The organism is Streptomyces sp. NPDC031225 (assembly GCF_055570355.1).
Map to the genome: position 1 here is coordinate 137352 of NZ_JBVIHJ010000017.1, position 18142 is coordinate 155493.

Consider the following 18142-nt stretch of genomic DNA (forward strand, 5'->3'; position numbering starts at 1 on the left):
ACTGCCGCCTCACCGCCGGGATCACACCATTTTCCCACGGTATGAGGGGATTGCAGGGGTGATTCGCGCGTACGCCTGCGGGCCCGGCCGTCAGTCGGCCGGCTCCTGGAGCGACTGCTCGGCCCAGATGACCTTTCCCTCGGGTACGAACCGGGTGCCCCAGCGCTGCGCGAACTGCGAGACCAGCAGCAGACCCCGGCCGCCCTCGTCGGTGGTGCGCGGGTGCCGCAGATGGGGAGCCGTGGCGCCGCTGTCGAACACCTCGCAGAGCAGCGACCGCTCCCGGATCAGCCGGAGCCTGACCGGGCCGACGGCGTGCCGGATGGCGTTGGTGACCAGTTCGCTGACGATCAGCTCCGTCGTGAACGCGAACTCCTCCAGGCCCCACTCCGCCAGCTGCCGTGACGCCGTCTTGCGGGCCTCGGCGACCAGGGACGGGTCGACGGGTACGTCCCAGTCCGCGACCTGCCCGGGTCCCAGCAGCCGGGTGCGGGCCATCAGCAGGGCCACGTCGTCGTGCGGCCGGTCCGGGGACAGCGCGTCGACGACGGCCCGGCAGCGCAGGTCGAGCGAGGGCGCCGGGCGCTCCAGTGCCTCGCGCAGCCGGTCCCGGCCCGTGTCCGCGGCCCACTCCTCGCCGCGGGCGAGGAGACCGTCGGTGTGCAGGGCGAGCGTGCTGCCCGGCGCCAGGACGAGCTCGACCGACTCGAAGGGCGGGCCTCCGACACCGAGCGCCGGGCCCTGCGGGAGGTCCACGAAGGCGACCGTGCCGTCGGGCAGGATCACGGCGGGCGCGGGATGCCCGGCGGAGGCCATCGCGCACTGTCCGTCGACCGGGTCGTAGACGACGTACACACAGCCGGAGCCCACCGCCTGCGCGCTGTCGGTGTCCTCCCCGGACCCCGCCGAGGCCGCGTCCGGGCCCTCCTCGCGCGCCGCACGGGCGACCAGGTCGTCGAGATGCCCCAGCACCTCCTCCGGAGGCAGCTCCAGGGCCGCCAGCGTCCGCACAGCGGTCCGCAGCCGGCCCATGGCGGCGGCGGCACCGATGCCGTGCCCGGGCACCTCGCCCACCACCAGGGCGACCCGCGCCCCGGAGAGCGGGATCAGGTCGTACCAGTCACCGCCGAGGCCGGTCAGCTCGTCGGCGGGCCGGTAGCAGGCGGTCACCTCCACGGCGTCCTGCTCGGGCAGCCGGTGGGGCAGCAGGCTGCGCTGCAGGACGAGCGCGGCCTCCCGCTCGCGGGTGTAGCGCCGGGCGTTGTCCACACAGACGGCCGCCCGCGAGACCAGGTCCTCGGCGAGGTTCAGGTCGTCCTCGTCGAAGGGTTCCTGCCGGTGCCGCCGGAAGAACGTCGTGACGCCGAGTGTGACCCCCCGGGCGCGCAGCGGCACGATCATCACGCTGTGCAGGCCCAGCTCCAGGAAGGTGGCCTGCCGTCCGCCGGGAATGTCGGTGGCCCACTCCGCGGCCAGCGGATCCAGGCGCCCCTCCCGCCAGGGGGTGCCCGAGGCCAGACAGCGCAGCGGGGGTGAGCCGGGCCGGTAGGCGGCGACCTCGCCGACCTCGACGACGGCCTCCGGGACACCCTCGTTCACCGACTGCTGCCCGGCCCGCAGCAGCGGCACCTGCGCGGTGGGTTCAGCTCCCCGCAGCACCGACTCCAGCAGGTCCACGGTGATGTAGTCGGCCAGCGCCGGTACGGCCACGTCGGCCAGCTCCTGCGCGGTGCTCCGGATGTCCAGGCTGCGGCCGATGTACTCGCCGGCCCGGTCGAGCAGGGCGAGGCGCTGCCGGGCCCGGTGCCGCTCGGTGATGTCGACGACCGTGTAGTACACGCCCATCGGGTGGCCCCGGTCGTCGTCGATCCGGGTGAACGACATCGTGTGCGCGGTCTCCCGGTGCGGGGCGGAACGGACCCGGCCGACGTGCTCGTACTCCACGATCGGCTCACCGGTCTCCAGCACCCGCCGCATCTGCGCCTCGATCGCCTCGGCGTCCAGACCCGGCTGGATCTCCGCGAACCGCAGTCCCAGCCGCTGCGGGGCCGGGGCGCTGCCGAACTGCTCCAGGGCCGGGTTGGACCACACACAGCGCAGGTCCGTGTCCACGATCGCGATACCGATCGGTGAGCGGCTGACCATCTGTTCCAGCACCGGGCGGCTCATGTCCCAGCCGGGAGCCTGCGCCATCTCGGAGAGCAGCACCAGCCAGCGGGTGGAGCCGTCGCAGTCGTCGGCCACCGTGATCCGCACCATGACCCGGACCGGCCCGCCCCGTCTGTCCAGGGCGGTCAGCAGCCCCGCCCAACTCCCGTCGGCCCGGCACCGCGCGGTGATCTCCGGCAGCCGGCGGGCGTCCTCGGGGGTGAGCAGGTCCGCGACGTTCTGTCCCACGGCCTCGGGGGCGGGGTAGTCCAGCAGCCGCTCGGCGTCCCTGGTCCACCCCGTCACCGTCCCGTGGGCGTCGAGCAGCAGGGGAGCGGCATCGGCCACGTCGAACCGGTGCCGCGCGGTGTCGTGCTCCTCCTGTGCGCCCACGGACGACCTCTCTGTCGCTGAGAGTGGTCTATCACCTCTTCGCATCATCTTCACCCGGTACGTCGGGAGTGCGCCTACGGGGAGGAGCGGAACGGTGGGGTGGCGGGCGCAGGCGCGTGGTGGGTTGACCGCGCAGTTCCCCGCGCCCCCGGGTGGTTACCGGCGCAGTACCTCTGCCAGCACTCCCAGTGCCGAACCGAGTTCCTCCGCCGTGATCGTCAGCGGAGGCGCCAGCCTGATCGTCGAACCGTGGGTGTCCTTGACGAGGATTCCCTCGCGCATCAACAGCTCGCTGATCTCGCGGCCCGTGCCGATCGCCGGGTCGACGTCGATGCCCGCCCACAGACCCCGGGCGCGGAAGCCGACGACGCCCTTGCCGACCAGGCCGGCCAGGCCGTCCCGCAGGACCGACCCCAGCTCGGCCGCCCTGCGCTGGAACTCGCCCGTCTCCAGCAGCTCGACCACCGCCGTGCCCACCGCCGCCGCCAGCGGGTTGCCGCCGAAGGTCGAGCCGTGTTCGCCCGGGCGCAGTACGGCGAGGACGTCACGGCGGGCGACCACCGCTGAGACCGGGACGATGCCGCCGCCCAGCGCCTTGCCCAGGAGCAGGACGTCGGGGACGACCCCTTCGTGCTCGACGGCCAGCGTGCGGCCCGTGCGGCCGAGGCCCGACTGGATCTCGTCCGCGACGAAGAGGCAGCCCTTGCGGCGGGTCAGCTCCCGCACCCCGGCCAGGTAGCCGTCGTCGGGGATGACCACGCCCGCCTCGCCCTGGATCGGCTCAAGGAGCACCGCGGCCGTCGTCTCGTCGACCGCCGCCTCCAGCGCCGCGAGGTCGTTGTACGGGACCACCCGGAAGCCCGGCGTGAAGGGGCCGAAGCCCGCCCTCGCCGTCTCGTCCGTGGAGAACGACACGATGGTCGTCGTACGGCCGTGGAAGTTCTCCGCAGCGACCACGATCGTGGCCTGGTCGGCGGGGACGCCCTTCACCTCGTACGCCCACTTGCGGGCCACCTTGATGCCGCTCTCCACCGCCTCCGCGCCGGTGTTCATCGGCAGCACCATGTCCAGCCCCGTCAGCTGGGCCAGGCGCTCCGCGAACTCGGCGAGCCGGTCGTTGTGGAAGGCCCGTGAGGTGAGTGTCAGGCGGTCCAGCTGCCGGTGGGCCGCCTCGATCAGGGCCGGGTGGCGGTGGCCGAAGTTGAGGGCGGAGTACCCAGCCAGCATGTCCAGGTACCGGCGGCCCTCCACGTCCTCGACCCAGGTGCCCTCGGCACGGGCGACGACCACGGGCAGCGGGTGGTAGTTGTGCGCGAGGACCGGCTCCTCGGCGCTGATGAGATCGGCGGAGGAACGCGTGCTTACGGGTGCGGTCATGAGCGGATCTCCTGGGTGCAGCACTTGATGCCGCCGCCGGCCTTGTGGAGCTCGGACAGGTCGACGGGGACGGGGACGTAGCCGTGGTCGTCGAGGCGCACGGCGAGGGCCTCGGCCTGCGGGGCGATGAAGACGTGCCGGCCGTCGGACACGGAGTTCAGGCCGAACGCCATGGCGTCGTCACGGGTCGCGAGCACCGCGTCCGGGTACAGCCGTGCGAGTACCTCGCGACTGCCCGGCGAAAAGGCCTCCGGGTAGTACACGATGTTGTTGCCCTCGGCGGAGTCGTCGATGACGAACAGCGCGGTGTCCAGGTGGTAGAAGTGCGGGTCCACCAGCGTCAGGCTGATCACCGGGTGGCCGAAGAACTCCTGCACCTCGCGGTGAGCCTCGCGAGTCGTCCGGAACCCGGTTCCGGCCAGGACGTACCGGCCCGTCCAGACGAGGTCGCCCTCGCCCTCGCAGACCGCCACGGGACGGTGGACGTCGTAGCCCGCAGTCTTGAACCACAGGTCGTAGTGCGTGGACTCGGGGCGCCGCTCGGGCGCGTGGAAGAGGGAGCCGAAGACGCGGCCGCCGACGACGACCGCCGAGTTCGCGGCGAAGACCATGTCCGGGAGACCGGGGACCGGCTCCACGGCATCGATGGTGTGACCGTGGTTCTCGTAGGCACGGATCAGCGTCCGCCACTGCTCGTGAGCGAGATCCACGTCGACATGGGTGTCGGGATGCATCCACGGGTTGATCGCGTACTGCACGGCGAAGTGTCTGGGTTCGCAGACCAGGAAACGCCGTTGGCGCTGCACACGGGAGTCGGACACAGAGGGGTTCCTCCGCTTCCTGCGGTGTCTACTGAGGGTTGACACCACGGTAGGAAGTGACCGGCATGCCCGACAAGCAACATGGCTTGCGTGTCTGCGCAGGAACGCTGCGTGTTCGGCCGGGAAAACGCAGGTCTGCTGCGTTTGCCGACTACGCGTCAGGCGCGGGCTGACTCGCGCCCGCCTCGGGGCTTTCCGGGAGCAGATGGGACAGCACCATCACACTGATCGTCTTCCGGATGAAGGGCTCGACCCGGATGCGTTCCAGCACCTCCTCGAAGTGCTCCACGTCCCGCGCCCGCACATGCAGCAGCGCGTCCGCGCCCCCGGTCACCGTCATCGCCGCGGTGATCTCCGGATGGTTGCGCACCACCTCCGCGAGCCGCCGCGGCGGGGCCGCGCCCTCGCAGTACACCTCGACGTACGCCTCGGTGCGCCAGCCCAGCGCCCACGGCTCCACCGTGGCCGTGAACCCGGTGATCACCCCCGTGTCCCGCATCCGGTCCACCCGCCGCTTCACCGCCGTGGCGGACAGCCCGACCGCGGCGCCGATCTCGGCGAAACTGGTCCTGGCGTTCGCCATCAGCGCGGTGACGATCTTCCGGTCGAGCTCGTCGAACGGCGTGGGCCTGCTGTTCATGTCGGCACTGTATCCAGCGGGGACGTCCGCGCCTTTGCACATGTCCAGTCGTACGAATTACTCCTACACTCCGGGTTCATGCTGCGCGCCCTGGCTGTCGACGACGAACGCCCCTCGCTGGAGGAACTGCTCTACCTCCTGAGCGCCGACCCCCGGATCGGCAGCGTGGAGGGCGCCGGGGACGCCACCGAGGCGCTGCGCCGCATCAACCGCGCCCTGGAGTCGGGACCGCACGGGCCCGAGGCGATCGACGTGGTCTTCCTCGACATCAACATGCCCGGCCTCGACGGCCTCGACCTCGCCCGGCTGCTGACCGGCTTCGCCAAGCCGCCGCTCGTCGTGTTCGTCACCGCCCACGAGGACTTCGCCGTCCAGGCCTTCGACCTCAAGGCCGTCGACTACGTCCTCAAACCGGTCCGCAAGGAACGTCTGGCGGAGGCCGTCCGCCGCGCTGCCGAACGCCTCGGCAGCGCGCCCCGCATCCCCGTGCACGAACCCGACCCCGACCACATACCCGTGGAACTCGGCGGGGTGACCCGGTTCGTCGCCGTCGACGACATCACTCACGTCGAGGCCCAGGGCGACTACGCCAGGCTGCACACCGACCGGGGCAGCCACCTCGTACGCATCCCGCTGTCCACCCTGGAGGAGCGCTGGCGCTCCCGCGGCTTCGTCCGCATCCACCGCCGCCACCTGGTCGCCCTGCGCCACATCGGCGAACTCCGCCTGGACGCGGGCACGGTGAGCGTCCTCGTCGGCGGCGAGGAACTCCAGGTCAGCCGCCGCCACACGCGCGAGCTGCGGGACCTGCTGATGAGGAGGCCCTGACCGTGCCGCACCAGGACCCCGTGGAGCGGCGCGTCGTCGTCACCGGCCCGCCCCGCCGCAGCCGCCCCGCCTCCGGCTACTACCGGCCGCGCACCGAGATCGACGAACAGACCACCCTCGGCCACACCTACGTCCGCACCCTGATGCGCACCCAACTGCGCGCCGGCCTCGCGGCGTTCGCCTTCCTGGGACTGCTCGTCGGCCCGCTGCCGCTGCTCTTCGCGGCGATGCCGGACGCCCACCGCCTCGAATGGGCCGTCCTCGGCTTCTGCCTCTACGCCCCACTCGTCCTGCTGGCCCGCTGGTACGTGCGCCGCGCCGAACGCAACGAACGGGACTTCGTGCGCCTGGTCGAGGACCGATGAACCCCAGCTACTCGGTGCCCGCCGTCGCCCTGGTGGTCGTGGCCACGGTCCTCGTCGGCGCCTTCGGCCTGCGCATCTCCCGCACCACCTCCGACTTCTACGTCGCCTCCCGCACCGTCGGCCCCCGCCTCAACGCGGCCGCCATCAGCGGCGAATACCTCTCCGCCGCCTCCTTCCTGGGCATCGCGGGCCTGGTCCTCGTCCAGGGCCCGGACATGCTCTGGTACCCGGTCGGCTACACGGCGGGCTACCTCGTCCTGCTCCTGTTCGTCGCCGCCCCGCTGCGCCGCTCCGGCGCCTACACCCTCCCCGACTTCGCCGAGGCCCGGCTCGCCTCCCAGGCCGTGCGCCGGCTCGCGGGCGCCTTCGTCGTCGGCGTCGGCTGGCTCTATCTGCTGCCCCAACTCCAGGGCGCCGGACTGACGTTGACCGTGCTGACCGGGGCGCCCCAGTGGCTCGGCGGAGTGATCGTCGCGGTGGTCGTGGTCGCCACCGTCGCCGCGGGCGGCATGCGCAGCATCACCTTCGTGCAGGCCTTCCAGTACTGGCTCAAACTCACCGCCCTCCTGGTCCCCGCCCTCTTCCTGATCCTGGCGTGGCAGGGCGACGGCGCCCCCAGCCACGCCTTCGACGAACCGGCCACCTTCCGCGAACAGCGCGTCGTGCGCGTCGACTCCGGCCTCGACCTCAAGCTGGAGAGCCCCCTGACCGTCACGGTCAGCGGCACCGTCGACGGCCTCCCGCACGAGGACCAAGAGCTCCGACTCCCCGCCGGGACCCACCACATCGCCAAGGACACCCGCCTCACCTTCGCCGAGGGCACCACCGTCCCCGCCGCCGACCGCGGCACCAGCGACGGCATGTCGACCTCCCTCGCCGCGGGCCGCGAGGAACGGCCCCTGTACGCCACGTACGGACTGATCCTCGCCACCTTCCTCGGCACCATGGGCCTGCCGCACGTCGTCGTCCGCTTCTACACCAGCCCGCACGGTGTCGCCGCCCGCCGCACCACCGTCGCCGTCCTCGGCCTGATCGGCTGCTTCTACCTCCTGCCACCCGTCTACGGCGCCCTCGGCCGCCTCTACACCCCCGAACTCACCCTCACCGGTGACGCCGACGCTGCCGTCCTGCTGCTCCCCGAGCGGATGATCGGCGGCCTCGGCGGCGACCTGCTGGGCGCGCTGGTGGCGGGCGGCGCCTTCGCCGCGTTCCTGTCCACGGCCTCCGGACTGACGCTGGCCGTGGCGGGCGTGCTCACCCAGGACGTCCTGCCGACGCGCGGGGTACGGCACTTCAGACTCGGCACCGCGCTCGCGATGTGCGTGCCGCTCGCCGCGAGCGTCCTGGTCGGCGGTCTCCCGGTCGCCGACGCCGTGGGCCTGGCCTTCGCGGTCTCCGCCTCCTCCTTCTGCCCGCTGCTCGTGCTCGGCATCTGGTGGTGGCGGCTGACCCCGCCCGGCGCCGCCGCGGGCATGCTCGTCGGCGGCGGCTCCGCGTTCGTCGCCGTGGCCGCGACCATGGCCGGGTTCCCGGCCACCGGCCCCCTGCACGCCCTGCTCGCCTGGCCCGCCCTCTGGTCGGTACCGCTCGGCTTCCTCACCATGGTGCTGGTGTCCCTGGCCACCACGAGCCGGGTACCGGCGGGCACGGCCGCGATCCTGGCCCGCTTCCATCTGCCGGAGGAACTGCGGACGGAGGTGAAGGCGTGAGCGGATTCCTCGCGGGCCTGTGCGTGGCGATCCTCCCGCTGCTGGCCACCGGCTTCTGGCTCGGCCGTCGCACGGCCCGCCCGCAGAACCTGGGCGGCCTCGGCACCCCCGTCGAACACGCCACCTTCGAGACCCTGCACACCGCCTCCCTGGCCGCACCCCCGCTGCGGGCCGGGCTGACGGAGGAGACCGCCCGCAAGTCGGCCCGCCGGCTGCGCTCCCTGCTCGGCACCGACGCGCTCTGCCTCAGCGACCAGAAACAGGTCCTGGTCTGGGACGGCGTGGGCGGCCACCACCGCACCGAGATCATGGAACGCCTCGCCGCACCGCTGGAGACCGGCCGCGGCGAGGCCTTCCCGCTGACCTGCGACACCCCGGACTGCCCGGTCCGCTGGGCCGTCGTGGCCCCGCTCACCGTCGACGACCGCGTCCACGGCGCCCTGGTCGCCTGCGCGCCCCGTGAGTCGGCCGTCCTGGTCCGCGCCGCCGGAGAGGTCGCCCGCTGGGTCAGCGTCCAACTGGAGTTGGCCGATCTGGACCAGTCCCGCACCCGGCTGATCGAGGCCGAGATCAAGGCACTTCGGGCCCAGATCTCCCCGCACTTCATCTTCAACTCGCTCGCGGTGATCGCCAGTTTCGTCCGCACCGACCCCGAGCGCGCCCGCGAACTGCTCCTGGAGTTCGCCGACTTCACCCGCTACTCGTTCCGCAGGCACGGCGACTTCACCACCCTCGCCGACGAACTCCACGCCATCGACCACTACTTGGCGCTGGTGCGGGCACGCTTCGGCGACCGCCTCTCCGTCACCCTGCAGATCGCCCCCGAGGTGCTGCCGGTGGCGCTGCCGTTCCTGTGTCTGCAGCCCCTGGTGGAGAACGCCATCAAGCACGGCCTGGAGGGCAAGGCCGACAAGTGCCACCTCCAGATCACCGCCCAGGACGCCGGCGCCGAAGCCCTCGTCGTCATCGAGGACGACGGCGCCGGAATGGACCCGGTCCTGCTCCGCCGTATCCTCGCCGGCGAGGTCAGCCCCTCGGGGGGCATCGGACTGTCCAACGTCGACGACCGGCTCCGCCAGGTGTACGGGGACTCCTACGGCCTCGTCATCGAGACCGCCATGGGCGCGGGCATGAAAATCACCGCCCGGGTGCCCAAGTACCAGCCGGGCGTGCACTCGGCGGGCCGTCTCGGCGACGGCTGAGTCCGAGGTGCTGCAGGGTCAGGTGCTGCGGGTTCGGTGCTGTTGGTTCAGGTGCTGCGCGTGGCGACCATCCCGAGGGTGATCAGGCCCAGCACGACCCAGCCGAACCACAGCCAGCCGTTGCTGCCGAGTGCCACCGTGTAGGCCGTCACCGCGACGAGTCCGCCGACGGTGAGCACCCCCATCGTTCTGGTCGAGCCGTCCGTCGAACCGGTACCGGGCATCGCGACACCCTCCTCAGGATTCGTCTCCCTCCATGGTGCCCCCGTTCTGCCTGCGGACGGTGCACACGACAAAATGAGTGCCGTTCTTCCAGGGACCCTCACTGGTCCAGGAGCCCGCCGTGTAGACGGACGGATCGAAGCCGTAGTCGCCCGGCGGCACGTCCCGCGCGCACGCCGTGTCCGATTCGGTCCGTGCCTCGGGCAGCGTGACGTCCGGGGCCAGTCGGGTGAATCCGAGCACCTGCTCGTCGTAGGAGCCCGCGCAGGACACCAGCCGTGCGTCCCGGTTGGTGCGCACGTCCAGGCAGTCGCGCCGCTGCATGGTCGCCGTGTCCGCGAACGCCGAGCCCAGTGCGCGATGCGAGCCGATCGGCCCGTACAGCGGCCCGCTCGCGCCCAGCACCAGACAGGCGGTGCGCCGGCCCGCGGCCTCGAAGCCCCCGTCGGTCGGCACGACGGCCTGGCTACGGACGTCCGCGAGCCGCTCCCGGATCTCCCGCGTCCGCTCCTCGCACTTCACCGCCCCCGTCCGCCGCGCCTCCGCTGCCGAGGCCGCCGCCGCGAACCCCGTGACCTGGCCGTCCGGGGCCGTGGCGCAGGTGGGGTCCGGCTTCAGCCGAGGCGTCCCCCGGAAACGCTCCGAACCCGGCCAGTCGGCGATGACACAGTCGCCGTCCCGCAACGGCTTCGACAGCCCGACGTCCTCGCCGTACGGCTGCCGGGCGCTCACGGTCCCGCCCGGGCCGCCGCTGTCCGGCGACCGGTCGGCCATGGCGTACCACACACCGCCCAGGGCCAGCAGGAGCCCGAGTCCGCAGGCGAGCAGGGCCCGCAGGGCGTGTGAGCGCTCCCGCCGCCGACGTCCGCCCTGCTGGGGCGGGGGTACGAAGGGCGTGGCCCCGGTGGGGGGCCGGTGCCCGTTCACCGGCGGTGCGGGCGGCGGCACCCGCACCGCCGCCCAGGGCGGCTGGGAACCGAGGTCGGTCTGCGTCCGGGCGTACGGCTCGGCCTGCGGTATCACGATCTCCGACAGCGCGGCCTCCGTCTCCGCCGCCGACAGCCGCCGGTCCGGGTCCTTCGCGAGCAGCGCCCCGAGCACGGGACCCAGCGCACCGGCGCGCACGGCCGGACGCGGCTCGTCCATGACGACCGCGGTGACCTCGGCGAGGTGCGACTCGCGCTCGAAGGGGCCCACGCCCTCCACCGCGTGGTAGAGCGTGCAGCCCAGCGAGAACAGGTCCGCGGCCGGGGTGGGTGCCCCGCCCGTGGCACGCTCCGGCGCCAGAAAGCCCGAGGTGCCCACCAGCACCGACGCCAGGGTGTACCGGGTCTCCCCGGCATCCGGCTGCACGGAGATGCCGTAGTCGGCGAGCAGGACGCGCCCGTACGGCGATCCCGAGCGGTCCGGTGCGAGCAGGATGTTCGCCGGCTTCACGTCCCGGTGCATCACGCCCCGCTGGTGCCCGGCGGTCAGCGCGTCCAGCACGGCCAGGCCGATGCGGGCGCACTCGGCCGGGGCGAGCGGGCCGTGCGCGTCGACCAGGTCGCGCAGGTCCATGGCCTCGGCCACGTACTCCATGACGATCCACGGCAGTCCGTCGTGCTCCAGCACGTCGTGCACGGTCACCACGTGCGGGTGGCCGCGCAGCCCGGCCGCGTGCCGGGCCTCGGCGCGGGCCCGGGCCACCCGGGCCTCCCGCTCGTCGGCGGCCTCGACCGGGTCACGGAACACGATCTCCTTGAGCGCGACCTCACAGGCGAGTCTCTGGTCGTGGGCGAGCCACACATGGCCCATGCCGCCGCTGCCGAGCGGGTTCAGCAGCAGATACCGGCCGGCGATGACCCGGCCCACTCCCGACGTCGGTGATCCTGAAGGCATCCGGTGACTCTCCGGTTCTGCGGGGCGCTACGTGGCGACGGTGCTGCTCGGCCCGTCGTTGGCGGGCGCGCTGGTGGCGGGCCGGGTGGTCGTGGGATCGCCGCTCGCCGGTGCGCTGGTGACGGGGGCGCTGGTCGTCGACGGCGGTGGCGTCGAGGGCGGCGGTGGTGGCGGTGGTGCGCTGCTGGGGTGCGGATTGCCGGCCGGAGACGACCTCGTGGAGGGCGGCGGGCTCGGCGGGCCGCTGGACTTCTCGGGGGACGGCGAGGCCGTAGCCGTACTCGACGAGGGCGGCGACGACGGCTTCCCGGGCTTGCCGCTCGACGAGGACGGAGGCGCCGAGGAGGACTTGCCGGGCTTGCCGCCGGCTCCCGACGATCCCGGCGCCCCGGACGAGCCGGATGAGCCTGACGGCGGCGGGGTGCCGGTGGGCGGTGTCTTCGTCCCGGAGGACGGCGGCGGGGGAGTGGTCGTCGGCCCGTGCGTCCTGCCGGAGGGGTTCGTGCCGCCCCCGGTCATGGTCAGCATCACGTACCGCCCGAACGGCAGTTCCGCCCCCGCGGGCGGATCGGTCGCCGTGACCTTCGCGCTGTCGGGCGGCACTGCCCGCCCGGCGTACCCGGCCGCCAGCCCGGCGTCGATCAGCTCCCGACGGGCACGCGCGAAGGTCGTCCCGGCGAGGTCCGGCACCGCTCGCGGCTTCTTCGTGTCGAAGGTGGTGTCCTTCTCACCAGTCGTGCCGGCCGGCCGGATGATGCCGCGGGCGGGTTCCCCTATGTCGACGAGAGCGATCCGTTCCACTTTCCGTGGAGCGGGCTTCACGGCGACCACCGCGTCCCGCTCGTATCCCGCCCACTTCTTGTTGCCGTCCTCGAACCGGACGGAAATCCGGCTGGTGTCACCCTCGAAGGGGCGCAGTGGATTTCCGCACGAACACTTCACAGCCGGAAGTCCCTGTTCGTCGACGAGAATCGCGATTCCCGCCTGAAGCAGGGAGTTGTACGGGACGGCCTTTTCCTTCTTGTAGTCGTGGTTCTCGACGAGAGTGTCGTGACGCAGCAGAACCGGTGTGAGTCGGTCCAGATAGTCCGGAATCCCGTCGGTGCCGATGTTCAGCACGCGGGCCCACGCCTGTGCCTTCGTGTGATTCCTGGGATCGGTGAGAAATCGTTCGAGTTTTGCGACGTCACAGACGGTCGGCTGTTTGCTGCCACCGTAGAGCCCGGGTGTGTCTCCCTGCTGGAGACTTCCCTGCACGGGCCGCGACCGCACGGCGGCGTCCTGGCCCAGGCCGCTGTTCTCGTCGAAGAACGGCGCGAGCGACGGCACATGGGCGGCGACCGCCTTGACCGCCGTCATCGGAGCGGCATGGTCGCAGCCGCTCACCAGCAGCGTGAATATCGCCAGTAAGGCGATCCTGTGCATAAATGCGCGAAGTGTCATCACCGCTCCCCCCGGCGGTTTCCCCAACGCGCTTCATGCTACTGAATGCTCCAGAAAGGCGAAGCCGTTAACGACCCTGTGCGTTCAATGAGGCCAAATATGCGTTGTAGGCCTCGAGTTCCTTGTCACCGTCCCGGTCGGCGGCCCGGTCCGAGCGCTTGGCCTGCCGCTGTTCGGAGCCATACCACTGGAAGAGCAGCGCGATCAGTACCAGTACGGAGGGAACCTCGCTGAACGCCCAGGCGATACCGCCCGCGTAGTTCTGGTCGGAGAGCGCGTCGATACCGAGCGAGGCCGGCGGGTTCTTGAAGGTCTCCACCATGGGCTCGGACGCCATCATCAGCGCGATGCCGAAGAACGCGTGGAACGGCATCCCCGCGAACAGCTCCAGCATCCGCATCAGATAGCCCGGCCGCTGCGGCCCGGGGTCGACGCCGATGATCGGCCAGAAGAACACGACACCGACGGCGAGGAAGTGCACCATCATCGCGACGTGCCCGGTCTTCGACCCCATCAGGAAGTCGAACACGGGCGTGAAGTACAGCCCGTACAGGCTCGCGATGAACAGCGGAATCGTGAACGCCGGATGCGTGATGATCCGCATGTACCGGCTGTGCAGCAGCGCGAGCAGCAGCTCACGCAGCCCCCTGCGCCCCTTACCCGCGACGGGCAGTGCCCGCAGGGCGAGGGTGACCGGGGCCCCGAGCAGGATGAGGATCGGCGACAGCATGCTGATCACCATGTGCTGCACCATGTGCACGCTGAACATGACCATGCCGTAGTCGTTCAGCCCGGTGCACATCATCAGCCCGATGGACAGCACACCGGCGACGTAGGAGACGGTCCGCCCCGCGGACCACGTGTCCCCGCGCCGCCGCAGCCGCACCACGCCCCACACGTACAGACCGAGTCCGAGCAGACAGGCGACCAGGAAGAACGGGTCAGTGGACCACTGAAGGCCCCGCCCCAGCGTGAACGGCGGCAGATCCATGGTCATGCCGTGCCCGCTGTGATCCATGCCGGCGGCTCCTGATTCGTGGGGGGTTGTGCGTTTCCTGCCGTCCCAGACTAGAACCGCCCCCGGCGACCGCTGTCACCGGGGGCAAGTGGACCCACCTCTTATAGGGGCGCGGGGCTGTGTCGATCTGCGGCTCCGCCGCGTGGGCGCGACAAGCCACAACGGACCCGCACCCGCGGGACGGCTAAAGCACGCACTCCGCTTCCGCGTACCGGTCCTCCGGCACCGTCTTCAGCGTCTCGACCGCCTCCGCGAGCGGCACCATCACGATGTCCGTGCCCCGGAGCGCGGTCATGTGCCCGAACTCCCCGCGGTGCACGGCCTCCACCGCATGCCAGCCGAACCGGGTGGCGAGCACGCGGTCGTACGCGGTCGGCGTGCCCCCTCGCTGCACATGCCCCAGGATGACGGGCCGGGCTTCCTTCCCCAGCCGCTGCTCCAGCTCGATGGACAGCAGGTTGGCGATCCCGGCGAACCGCTCGTGCCCGTAGATGTCCTTGGCGCCCTCGTCGAACGCCATGGACCCGGCCGCGGGCTTGGCACCCTCGGCCACCACGACGATGGCGAACCGCTTGCCCGCCTCGAACCGCTCCCCGACCCGCCGCGCCAACTCCTCGATGTCGAAGGGGCGTTCCGGTACGACGATGGCGTGCGCGCCGGCCGCCATGCCGGAGTGCAGCGCTATCCACCCGGTGTGCCGCCCCATGACCTCGACGACGAGGACCCGCTGGTGGGACTCGGCGGTGGTCTTGAGCCGGTCGAGCGCCTCGGTGGCGACACCGACCGCGGTGTCGAAACCGAAGGTGACATCGGTGACCGCGATGTCGTTGTCGATGGTCTTCGGCACACCCACGATCGGCAGACCGGCGTCGGACATCAGCCGGGCCGCCTTGAGCGTGCCCTCACCGCCGATCGGGATGATCGCGTCGAGCCCGAGCTCCTCGACATGCCCCTTCGCCCGCTCCACGCCGTCCCGCAGATGGGAGGGCTGCACCCGGGAGGAACCGAGGATCGTGCCGCCGCGGGCGAGGATGCCGCCGACGGCGTCGAGGTCGAGCTTGAGGTAGTCGCACTCCAGGAGGCCTTTCCAGCCGTCCCGGAAACCGATGACCTCGTCGCCGTGGTCGGCGACGGCCCGGTGGACGACGGACCGGATGACGGCGTTCAGGCCGGGGCAGTCGCCGCCGGACGTGAGGACACCAATACGCATAGCCCGAACAACCTTCTCACCGAGTCGACGTGGGTCGGATCCGGACCACGTCGTCCGGCTCGAACCCCGCCAGAGTAGCGGCACGAGGGGGCGGGGCCGTAGCGTGCGTCCGCCTGCTGGACGGGTCCGCTCACCTGTGCGGACCCGTCGACAGACGGGCCGTTTGCGCCGAGCTGAACAGCTGGTGTCGTCGCAGGTCAGGCAGGCTGCTGCGCGGATGCGATGCGCTCGCTGCGCAGGGCCTCGTACCAGCGGTCGTCGGTCGGCGGCAGGGCGTTCACGTCGAGCGCCAGCTTCAGCAGCAGGTCGGCGATGAGCGGATTGCGCGCGAGGACCGGTCCGTGCATGTACGTACCGAAGACCGTGTCGTTGTACGCCCCCTCCGTGCCGTCCCCGGTGCCGTTGCCGTTGCCCAGGCGGACGTTGGCGAGCGGGCGGGCGGTGGGGCCGAGGTGGGTGATGCCCTGGTGGTTCTCGAAGCCGGTCAGCGGCGGCAGGCCGAGGCGCGGGTCGATGTCGCCGAGCACGTCGCCGACGCACCGCGCGCCCTCGCCGCGCGTGGAGACCACGTCGAGCAGGCCGAGGCCGGGCTCGCGCTGGCCGAGGTCGTTGATGAACTCGTGGCCGAGGATCTGGTAGCCGGCGCAGACGGAGAAGACGATCGCGCCGTTGCCGACGGCCCGGTGCAGACCGCCGTCCCTGCGCAGCCGCTCGGCCGCGAGCCGCTGGGGCCGGTCCTCGCCGCCGCCGATCAGGTAGATGTCGCCGGAGGTCGGGATCGGCTGGTCGCTGCGCACGTCCAGGCGGGCCACGTCGAGGCCGCGCTGACGGGCCCGGCGCTCGACGACCAGGACGTTGCCCTGGTCGCCGTAGGTGCTGAGCAGGTCGGGGTAGATCCAGACGATCCGCAGTTGGTTGTCGCTCACAAAAGTCCCCTGTGTCTCAGTTGCCGACGCGGCGGCGCAGGTCCTGGAAGGCGGTGTAGTTCGCGATGACCTCGATGCGGCCGGGCGGGCTCATCGACACGGCCTGGTCGAGGTTGTCGCAGACCTGGAAGTTCTGGTTCGCGACCTCCAGGCGGACCGCGAGGTCGAGCTTGCGGTCGCCGACCACGCAGATCGGGTGGCCGGTCAGCCGGGTGTAGTCGACGTCCCACAGCCAGGAGGTGTCGGTGCCGTCGGCGCCGCGGGCGTTGACGGAGAGGATCACCGGGGTCGGCGGCGGGTCGATCAGGCTGAACGTTTCGAGCCAGCCTGCCGGGTTCTTCGCGAGCAGCAGGCGCAGGTCGCGCTGCTGGAACTGGACGACGTCGTAGCGCCCGGCGACGGCCTGTACCTGGTACATGCGTTCCAGGGCGACCTGGGGCGGCACGCCGAAGACGGCGGCGACGGCGGCGGAGGAGGCGGCGTTGGCCTTGTTGGCGCGGCCGGGCAGCTGGAGGTGGATGGGCCAGGCGGACCCGTGCGGGTCGAGGACGTGGTCGCCGGAGAGCGCCCAGCTCGGTGTGGGGCGCCGGAACCCGCATTCACCGCAGAACCAGTCGTCGCCGGGCCGCTGCATCACGCCGCCGCAGGACGGGCAGGACCAGGCGTCGTCCTTCCACATCTGTCCGGCGGCGACCCAGATGACGTTGGGGGAGGAGGAGGCGGCCCACACGACGAGCGGGTCGTCGGCGTTGGCTACCACGACGGCCTTGCTGCCCGCCAGCCCCTCGCGCCAGTTCTCCGCGAGCATGCGGGTCTCGGCGGCGCGGTCGAGCTGGTCGCGGGAGAGGTTCAGCAGGGCGATGCACTTGGGGTCGGTGTCGCGGGCCACGCCCGCGAGGTACTTCTCGTCGACCTCGATCACGCCGTACCGGGCGTCCGAGCCGCCCGCGAGGGCGGAGGTGATGCCGGCGGGCATGTTGGCGCCGAGCGCGTTGGAGACGACGGGTCCGGCGGCGCCCAGTGCCTCGGCGATGAGCCGGGTGGTGGTGGTCTTTCCGTTGGTCGCCGAGACGAGGACGACGTCCAGGTGCTGGGCGAGCCGCGCGAGGAGGTCGGGGTCGAGTTTGAGGGCCACCTTGCCGCCGATGACCGAACCGCTGCCGCGACCCGCGGCTCGGGATGCCGCAGCGACGGCCTTGCCCGCCGTCACGGCGAGCTTGGCCCGCGGCGAGAGCGGGTCCGAGTTGGCTGTCATCAGATCTCGATCCTCCTTGCGTACGCGCCGCGACTCTGCCTCCGGCCACGTGGTGTGGACCTCAGCCTATCGAGATCCGTAGGCACTCCCGAATCGCCGTACCCTTGCGGCCATGCGAAACGGCTCCATTCCGGGCACCCATGGCCGAGTCCGGCCCCTCACCCTGCTCGGCGGCAGCGTCCTGCACGAACCCTGCGGGGCCGTGTCCGACTTCGGACCGGAACTGGCGGCGCTCGTGGAGGACTTGTTCGCGACGATGTACGCGGCCGAGGGCGTGGGCCTCGCGGCGAACCAGATCGGCGTGCCGCTGCGCGTGTTCGTCTACGACTGCCCGGACGACGAGGACGTCCGCCACGTCGGCCATGTGGTCAACCCCCGCCTGGTGGAGACGGACGGCATCGTCCTGCGGGGCCCGGAGGGCTGCCTGTCCCTGCCGGGCCTGGAGGCGGGGACGGAACGCCACGACCACGCGGTGGTGGAGGGCTTCACGGCGACGGGCGAGCCCGTGACGATCCACGGCACGGGCTTCTTCGCCAGGTGCCTGCAGCACGAGATGGACCACCTGGAGGGCAGGGTCTACGCGGACCACTTGAAAGGTTGGCGCAAGCGCAAACTCATGCGAGAAGTGACCAGATCTTCCTGGCGCCGGGACAGCTGATCACCCTAGGGGCGCGGGGCTGTATCGATATGCGGCTCCGCCGCGT

General features: G+C 71.6%; 16 protein-coding genes. 5 read left to right on the forward strand and 11 right to left on the reverse strand.

What is annotated here, in order from left to right; translation table 11 throughout:
* Positions 1-90: 90 nt before the first annotated feature.
* From ACZ48Z_RS27655 to ACZ48Z_RS27670, 4 genes are all read right to left on the reverse strand, one after another.
* Positions 91-2541, reverse strand: a complete 2451-nt coding sequence (locus ACZ48Z_RS27655) for a SpoIIE family protein phosphatase (protein WP_468738588.1) — start codon at positions 2539-2541, stop codon at positions 91-93.
* A gap of 156 nt (positions 2542-2697) precedes the next feature.
* Positions 2698-3918, reverse strand: coding sequence for an ornithine--oxo-acid transaminase (gene rocD, locus ACZ48Z_RS27660; RefSeq protein ID WP_468738589.1), 1221 nt, complete (start codon positions 3916-3918; stop codon positions 2698-2700).
* Complete coding sequence (gene ddaH, locus ACZ48Z_RS27665) at positions 3915-4739, reverse strand: dimethylargininase (RefSeq protein WP_468738590.1); 825 nt, start codon at positions 4737-4739, stop codon at positions 3915-3917. Before ddaH ends, rocD begins: the two co-directional genes overlap by 4 nt.
* A gap of 151 nt (positions 4740-4890) precedes the next feature.
* On the reverse strand, positions 4891-5379 hold the full coding sequence (locus ACZ48Z_RS27670; protein WP_468738591.1) for an Lrp/AsnC family transcriptional regulator: 489 nt from the start codon (positions 5377-5379) through the stop codon (positions 4891-4893).
* A 78-nt stretch (positions 5380-5457) separates the two neighbouring features.
* Between ACZ48Z_RS27670 and ACZ48Z_RS27675 the strand changes: the two genes are divergently transcribed.
* The 4 genes from ACZ48Z_RS27675 to ACZ48Z_RS27690 are packed head-to-tail and all read left to right on the forward strand — an operon-like array spanning position 5458 to position 9483.
* Complete coding sequence (locus ACZ48Z_RS27675; RefSeq protein WP_468738592.1) at positions 5458-6207, forward strand: LytR/AlgR family response regulator transcription factor; 750 nt, start codon at positions 5458-5460, stop codon at positions 6205-6207.
* Complete coding sequence (locus tag ACZ48Z_RS27680) at positions 6204-6572, forward strand: hypothetical protein (RefSeq protein ID WP_468738662.1); 369 nt, start codon at positions 6204-6206, stop codon at positions 6570-6572. The genes ACZ48Z_RS27675 and ACZ48Z_RS27680 overlap by 4 nt, the downstream gene beginning before the upstream one ends.
* Entirely contained in the window at positions 6569-8281 is a 1713-nt protein-coding gene (locus ACZ48Z_RS27685; RefSeq protein ID WP_468738593.1) for a sodium/solute symporter, read from the forward strand. The genes ACZ48Z_RS27680 and ACZ48Z_RS27685 overlap by 4 nt, the downstream gene beginning before the upstream one ends.
* Positions 8278-9483: a sensor histidine kinase gene (locus tag ACZ48Z_RS27690; protein ID WP_468738594.1), complete on the forward strand. Its 1206-nt coding sequence runs from the start codon at positions 8278-8280 to the stop codon at positions 9481-9483. The genes ACZ48Z_RS27685 and ACZ48Z_RS27690 overlap by 4 nt, the downstream gene beginning before the upstream one ends.
* A gap of 47 nt (positions 9484-9530) precedes the next feature.
* On the opposite strand, the gene ACZ48Z_RS27695 is transcribed toward ACZ48Z_RS27690, so the two are convergent.
* The 7 genes from ACZ48Z_RS27695 to ACZ48Z_RS27725 form a co-directional block, all read right to left on the reverse strand.
* Entirely contained in the window at positions 9531-9707 is a 177-nt protein-coding gene (locus ACZ48Z_RS27695) for a hypothetical protein (RefSeq protein ID WP_031053721.1), read from the reverse strand.
* A 13-nt stretch (positions 9708-9720) separates the two neighbouring features.
* Positions 9721-11586, reverse strand: a complete 1866-nt coding sequence (locus ACZ48Z_RS27700) for a serine/threonine-protein kinase (RefSeq protein WP_468738595.1) — start codon at positions 11584-11586, stop codon at positions 9721-9723.
* Positions 11587-11613: 27 nt separating this feature from the next.
* The gene (locus ACZ48Z_RS27705) at positions 11614-13029 is read right to left on the reverse strand and encodes a DUF6777 domain-containing protein (RefSeq protein WP_468738596.1); all 1416 of its coding nucleotides are present in this window, start codon (positions 13027-13029) and stop codon (positions 11614-11616) included.
* Positions 13030-13096: 67 nt separating this feature from the next.
* On the reverse strand, positions 13097-14047 hold the full coding sequence (locus tag ACZ48Z_RS27710) for a cytochrome c oxidase assembly protein (RefSeq protein ID WP_468738597.1): 951 nt from the start codon (positions 14045-14047) through the stop codon (positions 13097-13099).
* Positions 14048-14231: 184 nt separating this feature from the next.
* Positions 14232-15257, reverse strand: a complete 1026-nt coding sequence (locus tag ACZ48Z_RS27715) for a 6-phosphofructokinase (RefSeq protein WP_468738598.1) — start codon at positions 15255-15257, stop codon at positions 14232-14234.
* A gap of 197 nt (positions 15258-15454) precedes the next feature.
* Positions 15455-16183 (reverse strand): type 1 glutamine amidotransferase, encoded by a 729-nt coding sequence (locus tag ACZ48Z_RS27720; protein ID WP_468738599.1) that lies wholly within the window; start codon positions 16181-16183, stop codon positions 15455-15457.
* A gap of 16 nt (positions 16184-16199) precedes the next feature.
* The gene (locus ACZ48Z_RS27725) at positions 16200-17438 is read right to left on the reverse strand and encodes a DUF1727 domain-containing protein (RefSeq protein WP_468738600.1); all 1239 of its coding nucleotides are present in this window, start codon (positions 17436-17438) and stop codon (positions 16200-16202) included.
* Between the two features lie 112 nt (positions 17439-17550).
* Here ACZ48Z_RS27725 and def point away from each other — a divergent pair, with 112 nt between their 5' ends.
* On the forward strand, positions 17551-18096 hold the full coding sequence (gene def, locus ACZ48Z_RS27730) for a peptide deformylase (RefSeq protein WP_468738601.1): 546 nt from the start codon (positions 17551-17553) through the stop codon (positions 18094-18096).
* Positions 18097-18142: the final 46 nt, after the last annotated feature.

Excerpts from the sequence above, each read along its gene's own strand:
- rocD (WP_468738589.1), bottom strand. The coding sequence starts at position 3,918 with ATGACCGCACCCGTAAGCACGCGTTCCTCCGCCGATCTCATCAGCGCC.
- ACZ48Z_RS27670 (WP_468738591.1), bottom strand. The coding sequence starts at position 5,379 with ATGAACAGCAGGCCCACGCCGTTCGACGAGCTCGACCGGAAGATCGTC.
- ACZ48Z_RS27675 (WP_468738592.1), top strand. The coding sequence starts at position 5,458 with ATGCTGCGCGCCCTGGCTGTCGACGACGAACGCCCCTCGCTGGAGGAA.
- ACZ48Z_RS27685 (WP_468738593.1), top strand. The coding sequence starts at position 6,569 with ATGAACCCCAGCTACTCGGTGCCCGCCGTCGCCCTGGTGGTCGTGGCC.
- ACZ48Z_RS27695 (WP_031053721.1), bottom strand. The coding sequence starts at position 9,707 with ATGCCCGGTACCGGTTCGACGGACGGCTCGACCAGAACGATGGGGGTG.
- ACZ48Z_RS27700 (WP_468738595.1), bottom strand. The coding sequence starts at position 11,586 with ATGCCTTCAGGATCACCGACGTCGGGAGTGGGCCGGGTCATCGCCGGC.
- ACZ48Z_RS27705 (WP_468738596.1), bottom strand. The coding sequence starts at position 13,029 with ATGACACTTCGCGCATTTATGCACAGGATCGCCTTACTGGCGATATTC.
- ACZ48Z_RS27710 (WP_468738597.1), bottom strand. The coding sequence starts at position 14,047 with ATGGATCACAGCGGGCACGGCATGACCATGGATCTGCCGCCGTTCACG.
- ACZ48Z_RS27715 (WP_468738598.1), bottom strand. The coding sequence starts at position 15,257 with ATGCGTATTGGTGTCCTCACGTCCGGCGGCGACTGCCCCGGCCTGAAC.
- ACZ48Z_RS27725 (WP_468738600.1), bottom strand. The coding sequence starts at position 17,438 with ATGACAGCCAACTCGGACCCGCTCTCGCCGCGGGCCAAGCTCGCCGTG.
- def (WP_468738601.1), top strand. The coding sequence starts at position 17,551 with ATGCGAAACGGCTCCATTCCGGGCACCCATGGCCGAGTCCGGCCCCTC.